This is a genomic window from Guptibacillus hwajinpoensis (assembly GCF_005144865.1).
GTDB classification, from domain to species: Bacteria; Bacillota; Bacilli; order Bacillales; family Guptibacillaceae; genus Guptibacillus; species Guptibacillus hwajinpoensis_A.
This window is the reverse complement of record NZ_SWFM01000003.1, coordinates 557734-577067: the sequence shown is the minus strand read 5'-3', so window position 1 is coordinate 577067 and position 19334 is coordinate 557734. Positions and strand designations below refer to the sequence as shown.

Annotated in this window: 17 protein-coding genes and 1 other annotated feature; of the genes, 12 read left to right on the top strand and 5 right to left on the bottom strand. The window is 39.7% G+C overall.

Features of this window, described 5'->3' with window-relative positions; translation table 11 throughout:
* Positions 1–14 precede the first annotated feature (14 nt).
* Positions 15–491 (bottom strand): LiaI-LiaF-like domain-containing protein, encoded by a 477-nt coding sequence (locus tag FBF83_RS13875; RefSeq protein ID WP_136947726.1) that lies wholly within the window; start codon positions 489–491, stop codon positions 15–17.
* Positions 492–726: 235 nt separating this feature from the next.
* On the opposite strand from FBF83_RS13875, the gene hemA reads away from it, so the two are divergent.
* The 9 genes from hemA (at position 727) to FBF83_RS13830 (ending at position 10041) form a co-directional block, all read left to right on the top strand.
* Complete coding sequence (gene hemA, locus FBF83_RS13870) at positions 727–2100, top strand: glutamyl-tRNA reductase (RefSeq protein ID WP_136947725.1); 1374 nt, start codon at positions 727–729, stop codon at positions 2098–2100.
* Between the two features lie 17 nt (positions 2101–2117).
* Positions 2118–2945, top strand: coding sequence for a cytochrome c biogenesis protein CcsA (gene ccsA, locus FBF83_RS13865; protein ID WP_136947724.1), 828 nt, complete (start codon positions 2118–2120; stop codon positions 2943–2945).
* 28 nt (positions 2946–2973) lie between these two features.
* On the top strand, positions 2974–3906 hold the full coding sequence (gene hemC / locus FBF83_RS13860) for a hydroxymethylbilane synthase (protein ID WP_136947723.1): 933 nt from the start codon (positions 2974–2976) through the stop codon (positions 3904–3906).
* Complete coding sequence (locus FBF83_RS13855; protein WP_136947722.1) at positions 3903–4658, top strand: uroporphyrinogen-III synthase; 756 nt, start codon at positions 3903–3905, stop codon at positions 4656–4658. Before hemC ends, FBF83_RS13855 begins: the two co-directional genes overlap by 4 nt.
* A gap of 5 nt (positions 4659–4663) precedes the next feature.
* The gene (gene hemB, locus FBF83_RS13850) at positions 4664–5641 is read left to right on the top strand and encodes a porphobilinogen synthase (protein ID WP_136947721.1); all 978 of its coding nucleotides are present in this window, start codon (positions 4664–4666) and stop codon (positions 5639–5641) included.
* A gap of 24 nt (positions 5642–5665) precedes the next feature.
* Entirely contained in the window at positions 5666–6952 is a 1287-nt protein-coding gene (gene hemL / locus FBF83_RS13845) for a glutamate-1-semialdehyde 2,1-aminomutase (protein ID WP_136947720.1), read from the top strand.
* Between the two features lie 156 nt (positions 6953–7108).
* On the top strand, positions 7109–8137 hold the full coding sequence (spoVID, locus tag FBF83_RS13840; protein WP_136947719.1) for a stage VI sporulation protein D: 1029 nt from the start codon (positions 7109–7111) through the stop codon (positions 8135–8137).
* 66 nt (positions 8138–8203) lie between these two features.
* A complete protein-coding gene (locus FBF83_RS13835) occupies positions 8204–9079 on the top strand; it encodes a hypothetical protein (protein WP_205665323.1) in 876 nt (291 codons plus the stop codon).
* A complete protein-coding gene (locus FBF83_RS13830) occupies positions 9076–10041 on the top strand; it encodes a phosphotransferase (protein WP_136947717.1) in 966 nt (321 codons plus the stop codon). Before FBF83_RS13835 ends, FBF83_RS13830 begins: the two co-directional genes overlap by 4 nt.
* Here the strand turns inward: FBF83_RS13830 and FBF83_RS13825 are convergent.
* Positions 10038–10238, bottom strand: a complete 201-nt coding sequence (locus FBF83_RS13825) for a hypothetical protein (RefSeq protein ID WP_136947716.1) — start codon at positions 10236–10238, stop codon at positions 10038–10040. The genes FBF83_RS13830 and FBF83_RS13825 overlap by 4 nt on opposite strands.
* A gap of 154 nt (positions 10239–10392) precedes the next feature.
* Positions 10393–10618: a binding site (T-box leader), on the top strand.
* Between the two features lie 109 nt (positions 10619–10727).
* Here FBF83_RS13825 and FBF83_RS13820 point away from each other — a divergent pair.
* From FBF83_RS13820 to FBF83_RS13805, 3 genes are all read left to right on the top strand, one after another.
* Positions 10728–13370, top strand: a complete 2643-nt coding sequence (locus FBF83_RS13820) for a valine--tRNA ligase (protein WP_136947715.1) — start codon at positions 10728–10730, stop codon at positions 13368–13370.
* A gap of 58 nt (positions 13371–13428) precedes the next feature.
* Entirely contained in the window at positions 13429–14724 is a 1296-nt protein-coding gene (locus FBF83_RS13815) for a bifunctional folylpolyglutamate synthase/dihydrofolate synthase (protein ID WP_136947714.1), read from the top strand.
* A gap of 110 nt (positions 14725–14834) precedes the next feature.
* The gene (locus FBF83_RS13805) at positions 14835–16550 is read left to right on the top strand and encodes a sensor domain-containing diguanylate cyclase (RefSeq protein ID WP_136947712.1); all 1716 of its coding nucleotides are present in this window, start codon (positions 14835–14837) and stop codon (positions 16548–16550) included.
* 56 nt (positions 16551–16606) lie between these two features.
* Here the strand turns inward: FBF83_RS13805 and FBF83_RS13800 are convergent, their stop codons facing one another.
* Genes FBF83_RS13800 through FBF83_RS13790 form a run of 3 tightly spaced genes read right to left on the bottom strand, consistent with a single transcriptional unit; the run spans position 16607 to position 19329 of the window.
* Entirely contained in the window at positions 16607–18424 is a 1818-nt protein-coding gene (locus tag FBF83_RS13800) for a hypothetical protein (protein WP_136947711.1), read from the bottom strand.
* Complete coding sequence (locus FBF83_RS13795) at positions 18414–18902, bottom strand: PulJ/GspJ family protein (protein WP_169525466.1); 489 nt, start codon at positions 18900–18902, stop codon at positions 18414–18416. Before FBF83_RS13795 ends, FBF83_RS13800 begins: the two co-directional genes overlap by 11 nt.
* Positions 18883–19329 (bottom strand): type IV pilus modification PilV family protein, encoded by a 447-nt coding sequence (locus tag FBF83_RS13790; protein ID WP_169525464.1) that lies wholly within the window; start codon positions 19327–19329, stop codon positions 18883–18885. The genes FBF83_RS13795 and FBF83_RS13790 overlap by 20 nt, the downstream gene beginning before the upstream one ends.
* Positions 19330–19334 lie beyond the last annotated feature (5 nt).

Sequence of the window (19334 nt, the reverse complement as noted above, 5' to 3'; positions counted from 1 at the left end):
GGAGCAGCCGCTCCTTACTTTTTTTTCATTACTAGATATATACCTATTACAATTAAAGCGAGTGGCCAGAACTTTCCTACAAAGGAAAATGTCGAAGCAAGCCAGATTTCAAGTCCTGTATAAAGAAGTTCAATGATTGATATGGCAAGTAAGATAAGGCCTGGAATAAGTCCGTTCTTTTTCGTTTTATAATACGTAACTAGATAGGCTGCACTTAATATTAATGTGTACATTCCCCAGCTTTCTGGCCATATAGCTAGTTTATTAACAAAATAAAGGTGAAGGCCAAGTCCAAGCAGGAGAACACCAGGGAATAACATAGGTCCTTCTTTTGAAATGAAGCCCTGGATGATCATAGCAGCGCCAATAACGATTAAGATCACTTGCCAGTTCATCAGCTGATCTGAATATGGCAAGCTAAGTGTCTGAAAAAGATAATAAAGCCCAATTGCAATAAATAATACACCTGGAAAAACACTTTGACGTTTCAATTCAAATCCTCCTAATGTCAAAAAAACTCATTTTTTGCTATACAATTGATTTTCTGGTACATTAATAGTTGTATGACTACTAATAATATACAAAGAAAATACTTTATTCATCATATCATAATTGCTTTCATAGTCTGTTCACAATTATTGACTCTGTGAGTTTTGTCACATGTTAGAATAAAGGTAGACGATATTCAAAAAAGATGTATTGCTAACAATTTTTGGGGGTGGAACGATGCACATCCTGGTCGTAGGGTTGAACCACAAAACAGCCCCTGTTGAAATACGGGAGAAACTTTCATTTCAGGAGAACGATTTGCCTGAAGCTTTAGATAAGTTGCGTCACTCTAAAAGTATTCTAGAAGCTGTCATTTTGTCGACATGTAACCGTACAGAGTTATATGTGGTAGCAGATCAGCTTCATACAGGGAGATATTATTCAAAGGCTTTTCTATCTGAGTGGTTTGGAATTGAAAAAGAAGAATTCTCACCATATCTCGTTATTCGTGAAAATGATGCTGCAACAGAACATCTTTACCGTGTAGCCTCAGGACTCGATTCACTTGTCATTGGTGAAACGCAAATATTAGGACAGGTTCGAGATGCTTTCTTACTTGCTCAGGAGTCGCAAACGACCGGTACGATTTTCAATCAACTGTTCAAACAAGCGGTTACGCTTGCAAAGCGCTCTCATTCTGAAACCGAAATTGGGGAGAATGCAGTTTCAGTGAGTTATGCAGCTGTTGAACTAGCGAAGAAGATTTTTGGCGGACTAGAGAACAAGCATGTTGTGATACTCGGTGCCGGTAAAATGGGCGAGCTCACAGCAAAGAATTTACAAAGTAACGGTGTTAATCAAGTAACAGTTGTAAACCGAACTCTTGAGAAAGCAACAGAACTAGCTTCACGTTTTAAAGGACAGGCTCGTTCAATGGACGAAGTAAGTGCTGCTCTCCTTGATGCAGATATTTTGATCAGTTCAACTGGGTCAACTAATTACGTTCTAACAGAGGAGAATGTTAAGCCTTTACTTAAGAAACGTAGAGGCCGCCCGTTATTTATGGTTGATATCGCAGTACCAAGAGATTTAGATCCATCGTTAAATAATTTGGATTCGGTTTTCTTGTACGATATTGATGACCTTGAGGGGATTGTTGAAACAAACCTTGCAGAACGGAAAAAGGAAGCAGAGAAGATTGAGCTAATGATTGAAGAAGATCTTGTACAATTTAGAGAATGGCTTAATACACTTGGTGTTGTGCCTATGATTACAGCTCTTCGCTCTAAAGCTCTTTCGATTCAAGCCGAAACCATGAAAAGCATTGAACGTAAACTTCCAGATCTTTCAGATCGTGAACGAAAAGTATTAAGTAAACATACGAAAAGCATAGTGAACCAGCTGCTACGTGATCCTATTGTTCGAGTGAAGGAGATGGCTGCAGAGCCAAATGCTGAAGAGTCGCTTGAAATTTTCACCAAAATCTTTGCGATTGAGGAAGAAATTGAAAGAGAACTTCATAAGCAACGAGTGAAGGAAAACGAAGAGAAAAGACAGCATGAATCCGTTAACTACTCCCCTTTATTACAGGCATCGCAGTTGCGCTCCTAGGAGAGGAGACTTGAGTTGTGACGAACGCCAGCTGGCTTTATGATATAACAATTTTACTTTATTCACTTAGTGTGTTGGGATATTTTATTGATTTCTTGCAAAACAACCGGAGAGCAAATCAGTTTGCTTTCTGGTTGCTTTCTATTGTCTGGGTGCTCCAAACTGCCTTTCTGGTTATGCAAATTAATGCGATTGGCGGGTTCCCAATCTTAACACCTTTTGAAGGGTTATTTTTTTATGCGTGGGTGATTGTGTCCCTCTCGCTACTTATCAATTGGTTTTTCAGAGTAGATTTTTTTGTTTTTTTTGCAAATGTACTCGGTTTCAGTATTATGGCCATTAACTTATTCGCAACGAGAGAACAAGCTTCTAGTTTGCTAACAGAACAGTTAATGTCTGAGCTTTCGATTATTCATATTACAATGGCGTTTCTATCTTATGGTGCTTTCTCGCTATCATTTATTTTCTCCCTTATGTATTTGATCCTCTATCAAATGTTGAAGGGAAAGAAGTGGAGTAAGCGTTTGAGAAGATTTGGGGATCTATCTCAGCTTGAAAAGCTATCGTACTTATGCAGTGTTTTAGGTGTTCCTCTTCTGCTATTAAGTTTAATTCTAGGAATTGTCTGGGCTCTGTTAAAAGTTGAGCAATTTAGCTTACTCGATTCCAAAGTTATTATTTCATTTTTCGTGCTCATAGCTTATAGCACGTATTTATATCAAAAAGTAGCCAGAGATATGGAAGGGAAGTCGCTTGCTATGTGGAACGTTGCCGCGTTTCTCATCGTTTTAGTTAATGTATTCTTCTCAGGTACGTTCTCCGAGTTCCATTTCTGGTATGTATAAGAAACATCCAAAGGTTGGAGGAAAAATCATGCGGAAAATCATTGTCGGTTCAAGAAGAAGTAAACTCGCAATTACCCAAACAAAATGGGTTATCAGCAAACTTAAGGAGTTAAATCCTGGGTTTGATTTTGAAATTAAAGAGATTGTTACACGTGGTGACCAGATTCTCGACGTTACTCTTTCTAAGGTAGGCGGGAAAGGTCTGTTTGTTAAAGAGATTGAAGATGCAATGTTAAAAGGTGAGATTGATATGGCGGTCCATAGTATGAAGGATATGCCGTCTGTTCTTCCTGAAGGTCTCACAATTGGATGTATTCCGGAGCGCGAAGACCATCGAGACGTAATTATTTCTGAGTCTAAGAAACCGTTCCGTGAACTTCCAGAGGGTGCGGTTATCGGAACAAGTAGTCTCAGACGAGGTGCTCAGCTGAAAGCAATTCGTCCGGATGTTGAAATAAAGTGGATTCGTGGAAATATTGACACACGTATCCGTAAGCTTACAGATGAAGATTATGATGCAATTGTTCTAGCTGCAGCTGGTCTTCATCGCATGGGATGGTCAAAAGAGATTGTAACGGAATACCTTGATCCTGATCTTTGTGTACCAGCTGTTGGACAAGGTGCTCTATCAATTGAATGTCGTGAGAGTGACGATGAATTGCTTGGTATTCTTGAGAAATTGAATGATGACGTTACGAAAAAGACAGTTCTAGCAGAGCGATCATTTCTTCATACACTTGAAGGAGGGTGTCAGGTTCCAATTGCAGGACATGCGATTCTTCATGATGATGATTCAATTACTGTAACTGGACTTGTTGGCGAACCGGATGGTTCTGTCATTATTAAAGAAATGGAATCTGGGAACGATCCAATTAAAGTTGGCCATACGCTTGCGCTTAAAATGAAAGAACAGGGTGCTAAAGATATTCTTGATCGTGTGAAAGAAGATTTAGATCAATGAAGTCTCCGCTCTCAGGAAAGCGTGTATTAGTCACGAGGGCTCGGGAGCAGGCAGCGGCTTTTACGAAATTAATTAAAGACCGTGGAGGGTTTTCTTTTGAAATCCCTCTTATTTCATTCGAGCCTAGGAATCACATTCTAAAGTCGATTGAAGTAGAACAGTATCATTGGATTCTTTTTACAAGTGCGAATGGTGTGAAATTCTTTTTTCAACATGCAATCTTACCTCAGAATATAAAGGTTGGTGCAGTAGGAACCAAGACAGCGAAGGTACTTGAGAAATATGGTGTTCAAATTGATCTTCTACCAGAGGATTTCATCGCTGAAGGACTAGTTGCTGCTATGTCTCGTTACACTTACACAGGAGAGAAGATTCTACTTCCAAGGGGGAACCTTGGTCGAGACGAACTTCCTGAGCAGTTAAGCGAATTAGGGTATGACGTAACTGATTTACCTATTTATAATACTGTGATTCCACAAGGTTCTGGAGCGGCATTGAAAAGACTGGTTGATGAATATGCTTTGGATGTTATTACGTTCACATCTTCTTCAACAGTTCATCACTTTATGCAGCTTCTTGAAGCGGAGAATTTGAAAGATCGGTTTAAAGGAATCACAATAGTAGTAATAGGACCCATTACCGCAGAAACGCTAATGTCTTATGGTATTCATCCCCATGTCGTACCAGAAAAATATACAATCGAAGGAATGCTCGAAAGTTTAGAGCAGCACTTTAAACAATTGGGAGGATAACAACAATGGAAAAAAGTGATTTTCGTCGTCATCGTCGTTTAAGACGCTCAGAATCAATGAGGTCCCTCGTTAGAGAAACTTATTTACATAAAGAAGATTTAATATATCCGATTTTCGCAGTAGAGGAAGACAATGTGAAGCGAGAGATCGCTTCAATGCCAGGTGTTTATCATTATTCACTTGATCGCCTAAACGAAGAAGTTAGAGAAGTTGTTGACCTTGGAATTCAGTCTATTATGATGTTTGGCGTACCAAACCACAAGGATGAAGTAGGCTCTGAAGCTTATTGTGATACAGGTATTGTTCAGCGCGCTATTAAGCAAATTAAAGAAGAGTTTCCTGACCTAACTGTCATTGCGGATACATGTCTCTGTCAGTACACCGATCATGGTCATTGTGGTGTGATTGAAAATGGCTATGTCCAGAATGACCAATCTCTAGAATTATTAACACAAACGGCTGTTTCTCAAGCGAAAGCTGGAGCTGATATGATTGCACCTTCGAACATGATGGATGGGTTTGTTGCAGCTATACGCCAGGGACTTGATGAAGCAGGCTTTGTAGATGTTCCTATCATGAGTTATGCTGTTAAATTCTCATCAGCGTTCTATGGTCCATTCCGTGATGCTGCACACAGTACACCTCAATTTGGTGATCGTAAAACGTATCAAATGGATCCTGCGAATCGTCTTGAAGCGATTAGAGAAGCTGAAAGCGACATTGAAGAAGGGGCAGATTTCTTAATGGTGAAACCTGCGCTCGCGTATCTTGATATCATCCGTGAGTTAAAAGACCGTTTTCCACTTCCAATGGTTGCATATAACGTTAGTGGGGAATATTCAATGATTAAAGCGGCAAGTCAAAACGGATGGCTTAACGAGGAAGAAGTTGTACTCGAAAAGCTTACGAGTATGAAGCGGGCAGGAGCAGATCTTATTATTACGTATTTTGCAAAAGATGCAGCTCGAATGCTTAATCAATAGAATCAGTTGAAAGGGGCTTAACGAATGGGTAACTATAATCGTTCAAAAGAAGCGTTTAAGGAAGCATCTAAAGTAATGCCTGGCGGAGTGAATAGCCCAGTGAGAGCATTTAAATCTGTCGGTATGGATCCTATTTTTATGGAAAAGGGAAAAGGATCCAAAATTTACGATATTGATCAGAACGAGTACATTGATTACGTCCTTTCATATGGACCGCTTATTCTAGGTCATGCGGATGATCAAGTAGTAGAAAAACTTAAAAGTGTAACTGAGCTTGGGACAAGCTTTGGCGCACCGAGTAAGTATGAAACGAAACTAGCCGAACTAGTTATTGAACGGGTTCCATCAATTGAAATCGTTCGAATGGTGAATTCCGGAACAGAGGCAACGATGAGTGCTCTACGTCTTGCGAGAGGATACACAGGACGGAATAAAATCTTAAAGTTCGAGGGTTGCTATCATGGGCACGGAGATTCTCTTCTAATTAAAGCAGGCTCAGGTGTCGCTACCCTAGGTCTACCTGACAGTCCTGGTGTCCCGGAAGGTGTTGCTCAAAACACGATTACCGTGCCGTACAATGACCTGGAGAGCCTTCGATATGCGTTCAACGAATTTGGAGATGACATTGCTGGCGTCATTATTGAACCGGTTGCAGGAAACATGGGTGTTGTACCACCACAGCCTGGATATCTTGAGGAAATTCGCAAAATCACAGAAGACAATGGTACATTACTTATTTTCGATGAGGTAATGACTGGATTCCGTGTTGGATATAACTGTGCACAGGGCTATTATAATGTAACACCTGATTTAACTTGCCTTGGTAAAGTAATTGGTGGAGGCCTTCCTGTAGGTGCTTATGGCGGTAAAAAAGAGATCATGGATCACATTGCTCCAACCGGTCCAATTTATCAGGCAGGTACATTAAGTGGGAATCCTCTTGCTATGACAGCAGGATACGAAACGCTATCTCAACTAACACCTGAAAGTTATGAGGAGTTTGAACGTAAAGCAGAGCGTCTTGGAGAAGGGTTATCCAAAGCTGCAGCTAAGTACAATATCCCTCATACAGTTAATCGTGCAGGCTCAATGGTAGGATTCTTCTTTACTGATAAGGAAGTTATTAATTTTGAGACAGCATCTTCATCTAATTTGGCGCACTTTACACGTTATTTTAAAGAAATGCTTGATCAGGGTATTTCCCTACCTCCATCGCAATTTGAAGGGATGTTCCTATCTACAGCTCATACAGAACACGACATTGATGAAACGATCGCAGCTGCTGAAGCAGCCTTTTCTAAGCTAGTATAAATCTAATAAAAAGCAGTCAGCCTAACGTGCTGACTGCTTTTTTATTTGGTGTTTTTTAAGAGTTCATTCCTTACTTTCTAATTTGAATTAGACATATTTCTTCGAATAGTTCATACATGTGTAATGTATGGATAATGTTTGAAAGGAGGAGAAAGCATGCCTGAAGGCTCATATTTGCATTTCTCCGTGGAGGAGCAGGTCTGGTTAAAGAAAGGACAGGAAGTTGAAGAGGTGTTGTCCATCTCCCTTGATCCTGAAATTTCAATTGAAGAGTACGAAGATTATGTTGCTGTTAAAGGCTGTTTATACCTTTCTGGAGAGTATCTTCAACGCGATTACAATGATGATAGCGATGAACCTGAAAATGAGGCATCTGCTTATCGCTCCATTCATGAAGTTCATGTTCGAGAAGATGGTACAGCATCAATCGGTCACCGTTTTCCGGTCGACATTACGATCCCTGCAAGTAGAGTTAGAAGCCTCGAAGAAATTTATGTAACGGTTGATACGTTTGATTATACGTTGAATGAAGCGAACTGCCTTCAGTTGAAAGCGGATATTTCAATTAGTGGAATTCAAGGTGACGAGAAACGAACTGAGTATGAGATGTACAATGAAGAGAATGATTCAGCTGATGAGGATGTTGAAGCTGATGGTGATGAGACGGAAGATACTGTTTGGGAAACCGATGTAAAATACGTTGATGATAGTGAAGAGGAATCTTCAGATCTTGCTTATCATTTACGATCGCCTCAAGTTGACATGAGAGCTAAGGCAGAGCGTTATTTAGCAAATCTTTTGGATCAAGAAAATTATGAAGAGGGCCAAGAGCCTACTTATGACTTTTTAACAAAGATGGCAAGACAAATAGAGGATTCGAATTTCTATCCTCCTGAACAACCTGCTATGGAAGAAACAAACGACTACAATGTTGAGGAAGAAGAAGCTGTGGAAAAACCCCAACGCAGCAGTCGTGAAGAAAACGCACTTTATTTGACGAGTATGCTTACAAAAGAAGAAGAACAGTTTTCAAGAATGAAAATGTGCATCATTCAGCCTGGTGATTCATTAACAGAAATTGCAGAGCGTTATCGTGTGTTACCAAGTCATCTTGCTCGTGTGAACAGACTTGAGGAAGATGAAGTGAAAGAAGGTCAGATCTTATATATTCCTGTAAATCGCTAGCAATCTAAGTTAGTTCAACCCCACCCGTTATCGTTGGAAAAGGGTGGGGGTAAAGGAGCAATGAAGATGGATGTTGCAGGCTTGCTAAAGGAGTTTGGGTTCGAGTATGTAAGTTGGTTAGAGGAACCGAAAACAGTGTTAACCAATGTTGGTAAAAAAAAATTATCATATTGGCGGGAGCGGGATTTGCTTGAGTATCATCTCAACTTCCGTGACCGCTTTTTTTCTCAATATGGTTTACTATGCAATCGTATGATTCGCACGCTAGACGGCAGAGGCTATATTCAATATGGTGATTTCTACATCACAATACATGATTTGATTGAAGAGTCTTATGCTGAAGACCTCTATCCTGAAATGAAAGGTTACTTGCTAGCAGCTTTAGTAGGGACTGCTAAGAGTACTACTTGTTCACCTAAATACGCTTATTCTTCAGAATTTCCTTATAGAGAAACTTTAACAGCGCTCACTACGCTAAAGCCATTGTATCCAAAAAGTTATACACTGCTTGTTAATCTAATTCCAGAAGTTAAGAAAAGGCTATTACTAGATAAACCAAGTAGACTCCCCCCAGCACCATATGGAGGGTATCGTTTAAAGCGAGTCATGGGACAGCTTTTCTTTGAAGCATCCGATGCGCCACCATTACCAGCGTACAAATGGATTGTTAACGAAATACACTCTTGGTTCAAATCGATGGAGACAGAGAGTTTTACTAAAAGCTGGGATGCACTACTAAATGGCGTTGATGATGAGATGCAAGCTCACATTATTCAAAGTGTTATTGAACCATGGGAGTGGCGATCCTGTATTCTCGCTTTACAACAAGCGAGTCATTCTGATCAAAAGATTAAACAGTTTCAAGAAGAGTGGGAAGCGACTAAGAGCATCATTGAAACACTCCAGCTCTCCATTTCAGACAGGAGGGTTTTCGCAAAATGAGTGATCCGGCGCTGTTATTTCAATATGATTTGTATCCTAAACAGGTTGTGAAACATGGAAAGGTAACGCGGATAGAAACAGAACGAGGTACATTTGCGTTAAAAGAAACAAAGCTTAGCAAGGAACAAATGGACTTATTGCTTTATCTTGAAGAGCGGTTTAAACAACTTCATTTCCAGGGGTATGTTCCGTTAATTAAAACGAAATACGGGGATTCCTTCGTATTAATGGACGATAGGGTAGCTTATTTAACACCATGGGTTGAAGAGAATATAGAAAATCCTGCTCAGAAAGAAGAACAAATGATTCATAGTCTAGCTGAATTACATGGATACACTGCGAAAGAACAGGCGTTTTCAGAAGAAGTCATCAAACAATCTTATCAGAAAATGGTTTTTCTAAGGGAAAGTCGTCAGTTTGAGATGGAGAAGTATATTAGTCAAATCGAGAAACGGATCTACCTTTCCCCATTCGAACTATCTTTTGTGACACATTTTCATCAACTAATGAAGTACTGTGATTTAGCTAAAAAAAGACTAGATGATTGGCATGAACAGGTGATCGAGGCGAAACGATACCGAAGCGTTCTATGCCATGGGAAATGCTCCCCTTCTCATTTTGTTACAGTGGACGGAAGAGGGTATTTTATTAACTTTGAACGTTCGGTTATGGATACTCCGATTCGAGATCTCGCTTACTTTGTCCGCTCATCCATCAAGCCATTTCAATACAACCCAGCAACAACCACTTCACATCTCGCTCGATATGAAAATCAATTTGCTTTATATGACGAAGAAAAAGAGCTGCTTGCAAGTTATTTATACTTTCCTGAGACAATTTTCAATAGTGTTACATTGTTTAAAGAGAATCGTCAGGAATGGTCTCATATAAAGCACGTCCGACTTTTAACGAAAAAAATAGAAGTGATGAATGGCATAAGCAATGTACTTCAATCGCTTTAAATCCACTCGAAGTAAAAGCACACTTCTAATGCTACTAAGATCATAAGAATTAATACGTCAACTGAAGTTGGAAATAGAATTGTTCGTATGGTCTGAAAGATAATGAACGGTGGTACGAACTGTGCACATAGATCTCTAAACTTATAAACTGCTGGAGGCAGCTGATAGCGACTCATTCCGCCAAAACGTTTTTTCATTCAAATTCCCCTTCGTGTTGGATGATACTCATAGCGTATGTTCAGTATGGAAATTGGGTGATTAGGTTGTGTGAAGACTGGCTATGATAAGAAAAAGGGCTTTAAGTATCTTGACGGTAATGAATCAAAAAGGTAAACTTGATATACAAATAGTCGACAGGCAAAGATAGGGAGTAGTAGAATGTGACCCCTTCAGAGAGAGAAATCATCTGCTGAAAGATTTCTCAGGATTAGAGCATTCGAAGTCGCCCTTGAGCTGTTTCTCTGAACGTTGAGTAGGAGAGACCGGTAAACCCGTTATTCGAATGAAGCGTACAGCTAAAGGCTTATTTAGCTGTAAATAAAGGTGGTACCGCGAAAATACTTCTTTCGTCCTTTTCCTAAGGATGGAAGAAGTTTTTTTGTTGTCTTTAGGTGGTTAACCTTACATGGTTGACGGGAATCCGGGTTTAATGTCTGAGACTTATTGAATGGAAAGGGAGATAGGCTATGGCGAATAAAGAATTAACAATGCCGACGAAATACGATCCGAAGGCAACTGAGCAGAAATGGTACCCATATTGGGTAGATGGAAAGTTTTTTGAAGCAACAGGAGATAAGAAGAAGGATCCTTATACAATTGTAATTCCTCCACCTAACGTAACGGGTAAGCTACACCTTGGTCATGCGTGGGATACAACACTTCAGGATATTCTTTCACGTGTGAAGCGTATGCAAGGGTACGATGTTCTCTGGCTTCCAGGAATGGACCATGCCGGCATTGCGACACAGGCGAAAGTAGAAGGAAAACTTCGCGAGGAAGGTACATCTCGTTATGATCTTGGTCGCGAGAAATTCCTTGAAAAATCGTGGGAGTGGAAAGAAGAATACGCAGATTTTATTCGGAGCCAGTGGGCGAAGCTTGGTTTATCCTTAGATTATTCAAGAGAACGCTTTACACTTGATGACGGTCTTTCAAGCGCGGTTCGTGAGGTATTTGTTAAGCTTTATGAAAAAGGACTTATTTACCGCGGTGAGTACATTATTAACTGGGATCCTCAAACGAAAACGGCTCTTTCAGATATCGAAGTTATTCACCAGGAAGTAACAGGACATTTCTATCATATGCGATATCCTCTTGCAGATGGTTCAGGATCTATTGAGATTGCAACTACTCGTCCTGAAACAATGCTTGGCGATTCAGGGATTGCGGTTCATCCTAAAGATGAGCGTTACAAGCATCTGATCGGAAAGAAAGCAATCTTGCCAATTGTAGGTCGCGAAATTGAGATCGTAGCAGATGATTACGTTGATAGAGAATTTGGATCTGGTGCTGTTAAAATTACACCGGCTCACGATCCAAATGACTTTGAAATTGGTAACCGTCATAACCTTGAGCGTATTCTCGTTATGAATGAAGATGGATCAATGAATGAGAATGCAGGTAAGTATCAGGGCATGGATCGCTTTGCATGTCGTAAGCAACTTGTGAAAGATTTACAAGAAGCGGGAACTCTTTTCAAAATTGAAGAACATATTCATTCAGTTGGACATTCTGAGCGAAGCGGTGCAGTTGTAGAACCGTATCTCTCAACACAGTGGTTCGTTAAAATGGGCCCACTAGCAGAACAAGCAATTGAACTCCAAAAATCCGAAGATAAGGTTAATTTTGTTCCTGAGCGTTTCGAGAAAACGTACTTGAATTGGATTGAGAATATTCGTGATTGGTGTATTTCACGACAGCTCTGGTGGGGGCATCGTATTCCAGCTTGGCACCATAAAGAAACTGGTGAAATTCATGTTGGTCTTGAAGAGCCTTCAGATATCGAAAATTGGGAGCAGGATGAAGACGTTCTTGATACGTGGTTCAGTTCAGCTCTATGGCCTTTCTCTACAATGGGATGGCCAGACGAAGAGGCAGCTGATTTCAACCGTTTCTACCCGACTAATGTACTCGTAACAGGTTACGATATTATTTATTTCTGGGTAGCTCGTATGATCTTCCAGGGAATCGAGTTTACAGAACAACGTCCATTCAATGACGTTCTCATTCATGGCCTCGTTCGTGATTCTGAAGGTCGTAAGATGAGTAAATCACTCGGTAACGGTGTTGATCCTATGGATGTTATTGAAAAGTACGGTGCAGACTCACTTCGCTTCTTCCTATCAACAGGTTCATCACCTGGTCAAGATCTTCGTTTCTATTGGGAGAAGGTTGAATCGACTTGGAACTTCGCTAATAAAATTTGGAACGCATCCCGTTTTGCCCTTATGAATATGGACGGAATGACGTACGATGAGCTAGATTTAACTGGTGAGAAATCAACAGCAGACAAGTGGATTCTAACGCGATTGAACAATACGGTCGAGCAAGTGACACGTCTAATTAATAATTATGAATTTGGTGAAGTTGGTCGTTACCTTTATAACTTTATCTGGGATGATTTCTGTGATTGGTATATTGAGATGGCAAAGCTACCGCTTTACGGAGAAGATGAAGCTGCGAAGAAAACAACTCGTTCTGTTCTAGCTTATGTACTTGATCAAACGATGCGTCTCCTTCATCCGTTTATGCCATACCTTACAGAAGAAATCTGGCAGCACCTTCCGCATGAGGGTGAATCCATTACAATTGCAAACTGGCCTGTGAAGCAAGAAGAGCTTGATTTCCCTGAAGCTGCAGCAGACATGGCTCTTCTTACTGAAATCATTCGTTCTGTTCGTAACATTCGAGCTGAAATGAATGTAGCACCAAGTAAGCCAATTGAGCTACGAATTAAGCCGAAATCAGAGGAAGCTCAAAAGCAACTGGAACAAAATAGTCAGTATATTGAACGTTTCTGTAATCCTGAAACATTAACGATTTCTGCTGATCTTCAGGCACCAGAGAAATCAATGACAGCAGTCGTATCTGGAGCAGAACTATTCTTGCCACTTGAAGGTTTAATTAACATCGACGAAGAAATCGAACGCCTTCACGGTGAATTGAAGAAGTTAGATTCTGAGGTTGATCGTGTTCAGAAGAAACTTGCGAATGAAAGGTTTATTAGCAAAGCTCCTGAAAAAGTGGTTGACGAAGAACGAGCGAAAGAAAAGGATTATCTCGAAAGAAGAAGTAACGTGGAAGCTCGTATAAAAGAATTACAAAAATAAGGAAATGACGAATCTCTTTCATAGAGATTCGTCTTCTTTTAAGAATAGGAGTGGAAAGATGTTTCATTCATATGATGAGGCTGTCGATTGGATACATGACTTACTTAATCACGGTATTAAGCCTGGTCTAGAACGAATGGAGTGGATGCTTGAGCAACTCGGAAATCCTGAACGTCGGTTGAAGACGGTGCATGTAGGAGGAACGAATGGAAAAGGCTCAACGGTAACCTACATGCGCACAGTTCTAGAGGAAGCTGGTTATGAAGTTGGGACATTTACTTCCCCATATATAGAAACGTTTACAGAACGTATTGCGATTAATGGCAAGCCTATTAGTGAAGAAGATCTTATTGATCTTTGTAACCGTGTTAAGCCGATTGTTGATATAGCTGCAGCATCACCACTTGGCTCACCAACTGAATTTGAAGTTATCACAGTCATTGCCCTACTGTATTTCGGTACAGTAGCCTACCCAGATCTTGTTGTAATGGAAGTTGGCCTAGGGGGACGATTTGATTCAACGAACGTCATTCACCCGCTCGTTTCTGTTATTACAAACGTTGGGTATGATCATACTCATATTCTCGGAAGCGACATTAAACAGATCGCTTATGAAAAAGCAGGCATTATTAAATCTGGTGTTCCTCTCATCACGACTGCTGAAAAAGATGAAGTGTTAACTCTCCTTGGTGAGACAACAAAGATGAAAAACACCAAAATCTATCGGTTATCTAATGAATTTGATGTGAAGCACCTAACGAGTGAAGACGAAGGGGAACATTTTGAGTTTTCCTCTCCATTTCGTACATTAGAGAATTTAGTTATTGAGATGAAGGGCGAGCATCAAGTAAAGAATGCAGCGGCAGCGCTAATGACACTAGACTTTCTACGCGTATTTTATGGACTTCACTTTGAGAAGGAAATGATTGATCGAGGTCTGAAAAGAGCCAGCTGGCCGGGGAGATTCGAAAAGATACAACAGGATCCTTTAGTAATAGTAGACGGTGCTCATAATCCAGAGGGGGTCGAAAGTCTTGCCAAAACCCTTCAGAAACATTATCACGATAAACAGATTCATGTCGTATTCAGTGCTCTAGGAGACAAAGATATTGAGTCAATGCTTCAACCGCTTTATCCTATTGTCGAATCGCTTACGTTCACAACATTCGATTTTCCACGGGCAATTAAGGCTCATTCGTTATATGATCGTTCGACGTTTGGTGAGAAATCATACTATGAGAATTGGCATGATGCGATTCAATCAGTTTTTGATCGATCGAAGAAAGACGACCTAATAATCATTACTGGGTCCCTATATTTCGTGTCAGAATTACGGAATTATCTAAAAAATTAGAATAAAAAACAAAAAACTAGGACTTTTACGCTAATTTTTGCTAAAATAAAACTTAACCATTACAGATATGGAAAATTATTCTTCTAATTGGAAGATGGAGGGGGAAGCAATTGACTGCAATAATGAATCGCTATGTTTGGATTGTCTGGCTATTGTTCTGGCCACCACTCATTTTTGCAACGTTCTATTTCTTTCCCCCTGACATAACCGACAATCTTCCTGATATTTTTGCGCTGTTTGCACTACTTGCAGTTGTTGCAATGATGCCGATTAATGTTAAGGGAACAGATCTTTTCTTTATACAGGGGATTTCTCTTGCGGTGTTTCTGAGGTATGGGTTATTTGTTGAAACCATACTGACCCAACTAGCTATTTTGGTTTTTCTATTAAATCTTCGTGTAACAAAGCATGATAACCATCGTTATCCTGTGAATATGCTAATGTTTTTGCTCGTTTCACTTACTTCAGGGGGCTTATTCTATCTCATGGGAGGTTCTACTGGAGAATTCTCAGGAAATGCAGTTACACAACTCTTACCATCAATGGTGTACGTCTTTTCGCTTATATTTGTGAATCAAATTCTACTTCACTTCTTAAGAATTTACATTTATAAAGAGAAAAACACAAAGTTCTTCGGCAAAGATATGTTGTGGGAAGCAATTTCAACTGGGGTTACGTTGCCTGTAGGATTTCTTCTTTACATGTTACATACATACCTTGGTACAATTGCCATCTTCTTTGTTGGCGTCCCCTTTATTCTTGCTTCATTAATGCTTAGATTGTATTATTCAAGCCGAAAAGTGAACGACCTGCTGCAAAAAACGAGCGAAATTGGTCAGCAAATCACTCAGTCGCTAGATACAGACGAAATTCTACATTTATTCTTAAACGAAGTAACGGATATGTTTGTTGTTGATGATGCGTATATTATGGATGCTGAACACGTCAAAAAACTAACCGTTATCAAAAGCTTTAAACAGGGACGTGGGGTGATAGCTTGTCCTGAAGAGAACGACTTTGCTTTCGAAGAGGGCATTAGTTCGAGGGTATGGAGAAGCGGTAGAAGTAGATTATACACTAAACGCTCTCAGTGGAGAAACCTTACTAAAGGGGTTTTGCCCAAATCGACTAACTCTGTCATCTCAGTCCCGATGAAGCGTAACAAAAATGTAGTAGGCATCATTACACTCGCTACAAACAAAGTCCGTTCTTATGAGAAACATCACATTCTTGTTTTACAAATTCTCGCCAATTATCTTGCAGTAGCGATTGAGAATGCGAAGAACTACGAAGAGACGAAAAGGCGAAGTGAACGATGTCCGTTAACAAGTTTATACAATTTCCGGTTTTTTGGAGAATTGTTAGATGAGAAATACAAGCGTTTCGATGAACGTCCAGATCCATTTTCGATTATCCTTCTTGACCTAGATCACTTTAAGAAAGTGAATGACACGTTCGGACACCATAGTGGCAATGAGGTATTGATTGGCCTTGCCAATCGACTCGTTGAAGAAATTGGTGATCGAGGTACAGTTGCTCGATTTGGTGGAGAAGAATTCATTCTCTTACTTGAAAACCATTCACACGAACAGAGTCTACAAGTAGCAGAAGAATTGCGTTGTGCGATTGCTGATCGTCCATTTGAGATTTTCAACGATCTTGAAAATGGAAATCGACAGGTCATATACGTCACCGCTAGTATCGGTGTAGCGACTGCACCTGATCAAGGTGAAGACGCTCAGACATTGATTCGTAATGCGGACCGCGCGATGTATACTGGAGCAAAGCAGCAGGGGAGAAACCGTGTTGCAAGTTATGTAGGATGACGAAAACCCGCTCTTCACCAAAGGTGAAGAGCGGGTTTTTAATAGTGGAAGAAGATTTACTTTTTCGTACGATTGAGTGGGACTGGGTCTGAGATGACTTTAATAATTGATTCCTGAGGCTTCAATTCTAAGTATGTGTTAACGATATAAGGGTTGTATGTGATCTGTAGGCGAGAAGGCTCGTTTTTTTGATAGATAGGTAGCTGAAAATAGGTAGAATTATATTTTTGATATTGATTGCTGCCAGGATTAGAAGATTTAACTTTCCCTTTAACGGCATTAAGAACGATTTTACGAGCAGATATTCCTCCGTCTATCTTAAAATTAGAATCGACGCCAAACAACTCCAGTTCACCTTTTGAATAAAAATAACCTCGAATGTAACTTGGTGTATCTTCATACTGCGAATTGTTATTAATGTGAATATCCCCTTCTGCAAACACTATTAGAGACCCGGTTTTTCCGTTTTCACTCAGCCCTTTAAGAACAGAATACTCAATAGTCACATCGCCTTTCACATACATTAAAGCGTTGAATTCTACATTCGCTCCTTTTATCGTTAAGTCGTTTCCAACGTAAAAAGGACCGCTAACTTTGAGTTTATCGTAACTGCTCGTGTTATTAGTAGTATTAGAAGGGTTACCGATAATAAGATCATTACCGACGTAAATTCCATTCTTAGAAGACGTGGTGCTGAAAGAGCTTGAATTTCCTGTTAAAGATAAGCTTCCCTCTGTTCCAAAGCGTTTAAATGAATTCGTTTTTTTTAGGATAGTATTATCGAAATTCAGCACATCTTCATATGTCTTATTTCCTTTAGTATAACGGTCTAGGTGATAAGGATAAACGTTCTCGTTTGAAAAATTTGCATCAGTTATGATTGTTTCTAGTGGTTTATCATTACTTGCTGAAAGGGATTTTTTAGCAATCGGCTCACCTTTAATCGATGTATCGTTAAGAGTATACTTATATACACTCTCATTATCGCTAATGACAACAGGGTCACCAAGAGAATCTCTTTTCTCAATGATTGGATAATCATTGCCTTCAAAAGCTTGCTCTGGTTTCACATCGTTGTAATGATTGGCAGTAAAATTGAATTGGTCGATATGACTTTTATAAGGGGGCTCATTCGTAAAATTAATTACTCTTCCACCGAGAACGATTCTAGCTTTGGAGGAAGGATCGGTAATACTTTTAATAGTAGGTAAATACGTGTCGATCCAATAATCGTGATTTCCATAGCGCACATACCCCTGATTCGTTGTAATGAGATCACCATCTACTTTTAAATCCCCTTGTATGGCAACTCCTCCGTGTAAGAAAAGGTTACCTTCCCCTTTAGTATCGCAGCTACCATTGTTTTTCTTTTTTTGACACGTATCGTATGCTCCAACTGCATACTTGAGGACATCAGGAATGACGTTTGGACCAATTTCTAGTTTTTTGTTAATGGTTTTTGACTCGCTATTCACCGTTCCTGTACTTTCTACCTCAATGACTCTTTTTAATTCATTTGTTGACTGATATGAATTGATTACCTTTGCTACCGACACTCCTGTTTGATGGCTAAGGGATGTAATCGATTTATGAGAGTTAATGGTTTGATCAACGAGAGACTTGTAATTATCAATTGTAAGCCCTGATGAACCAATCCCATTGATTAAATCCGTTTGAATCGACTGAACAATTTCATCTACCCCTTTTTCAGCGATGTACGTTGCTTGTACATCATCTTCACGAAGTTCAGTTCGCTTCGTTCCATTTACTGTAGCACTTAAAAGAGAAAGTCCTAGAACAGTAAAAATGAGGGTTACGAGTAATACAAGAACAAGACTTGATCCCTGTTCATTGCGAAATGTATTAAGGTCCATTTGCATCCTCCGTTATGAGCCCTATTTGACTTTTTAGCGTTAAAGACTTAGCATGATTAACTTTCGAGTCAGAGATTGCAATTGTAATCTCGAAATTTCCCTTGGACGTTTCAGTGATTGTTGAGCCTGATAGATTATAGGATTTGTCATTCAAAATACGTCCATTCAGTATTGCTTGACCATTTTGAAAGCCAATCGTGTCGGTGTTATTAATGGTTAGAAGATAAGTATTTGTAGAAGGCTGAAATGTTCGTGACGTTATTTCTGATTCTTTCACTGGGTAAAGTGTATTGATAAAAGACGTCATGATAATATCAGCGTCATCGCGAAAGCCAGTTTCAGCTCGAACTTTTTCATAGGAATGAAGACCATTAAAGAGAAAAGAATAAATGGCAATAGATACAATTGATAGAAGAACGAGTGTAATGAGAACTTCTGGTAGAGTAACACCACGGTTATTACGGCAGTATAGATTCATTTGCGATATACCCCTCAACTGTACTTTTAATAGACTTTTTTGTGTTAGATAAGGATACATCAACCTGAACATCAACTATGTTCAAATCTTTTTCGTTATTATCCTGCGAGAGTGCAATATTTATGAGATATTGATGGTTGTTAATCAAGACCTGAAAGTTCTGACATGATGAACTACCACTACTTTGGCACGACTGAAAAGTATATGGACTCCCTTTGATCCCATTTGTCACGTAAAGATCAGGATTTAGTTGAACCCGTTCTAGTGTAGAGCGCGCGAGGTTAACCGCTACTAGCTTTTGGTTATTATAAGAAGATACTGTATTCGATTGTACAAAAAAATAGGATGCGGTTAAAACGATTGAAGTTAGTAGTGTAAGTGAAACAAGAATTTCTATAAGTGTGAACCCTCTTTCAGTCCGCAGCACTGCTC

Excerpts from the sequence above, each read along its gene's own strand:
- hemL (WP_136947720.1), top strand. The coding sequence starts at position 5,666 with ATGGGTAACTATAATCGTTCAAAAGAAGCGTTTAAGGAAGCATCTAAA.
- FBF83_RS13830 (WP_136947717.1), top strand. The coding sequence starts at position 9,076 with ATGAGTGATCCGGCGCTGTTATTTCAATATGATTTGTATCCTAAACAG.
- hemC (WP_136947723.1), top strand. The coding sequence starts at position 2,974 with ATGCGGAAAATCATTGTCGGTTCAAGAAGAAGTAAACTCGCAATTACC.
- FBF83_RS13800 (WP_136947711.1), bottom strand. The coding sequence starts at position 18,424 with ATGGACCTTAATACATTTCGCAATGAACAGGGATCAAGTCTTGTTCTT.
- FBF83_RS13795 (WP_169525466.1), bottom strand. The coding sequence starts at position 18,902 with ATGAATCTATACTGCCGTAATAACCGTGGTGTTACTCTACCAGAAGTT.
- FBF83_RS13825 (WP_136947716.1), bottom strand. The coding sequence starts at position 10,238 with ATGAAAAAACGTTTTGGCGGAATGAGTCGCTATCAGCTGCCTCCAGCA.
- FBF83_RS13855 (WP_136947722.1), top strand. The coding sequence starts at position 3,903 with ATGAAGTCTCCGCTCTCAGGAAAGCGTGTATTAGTCACGAGGGCTCGG.
- hemB (WP_136947721.1), top strand. The coding sequence starts at position 4,664 with ATGGAAAAAAGTGATTTTCGTCGTCATCGTCGTTTAAGACGCTCAGAA.
- spoVID (WP_136947719.1), top strand. The coding sequence starts at position 7,109 with ATGCCTGAAGGCTCATATTTGCATTTCTCCGTGGAGGAGCAGGTCTGG.
- FBF83_RS13820 (WP_136947715.1), top strand. The coding sequence starts at position 10,728 with ATGGCGAATAAAGAATTAACAATGCCGACGAAATACGATCCGAAGGCA.
- FBF83_RS13815 (WP_136947714.1), top strand. The coding sequence starts at position 13,429 with ATGTTTCATTCATATGATGAGGCTGTCGATTGGATACATGACTTACTT.
- hemA (WP_136947725.1), top strand. The coding sequence starts at position 727 with ATGCACATCCTGGTCGTAGGGTTGAACCACAAAACAGCCCCTGTTGAA.
- FBF83_RS13835 (WP_205665323.1), top strand. The coding sequence starts at position 8,204 with ATGGATGTTGCAGGCTTGCTAAAGGAGTTTGGGTTCGAGTATGTAAGT.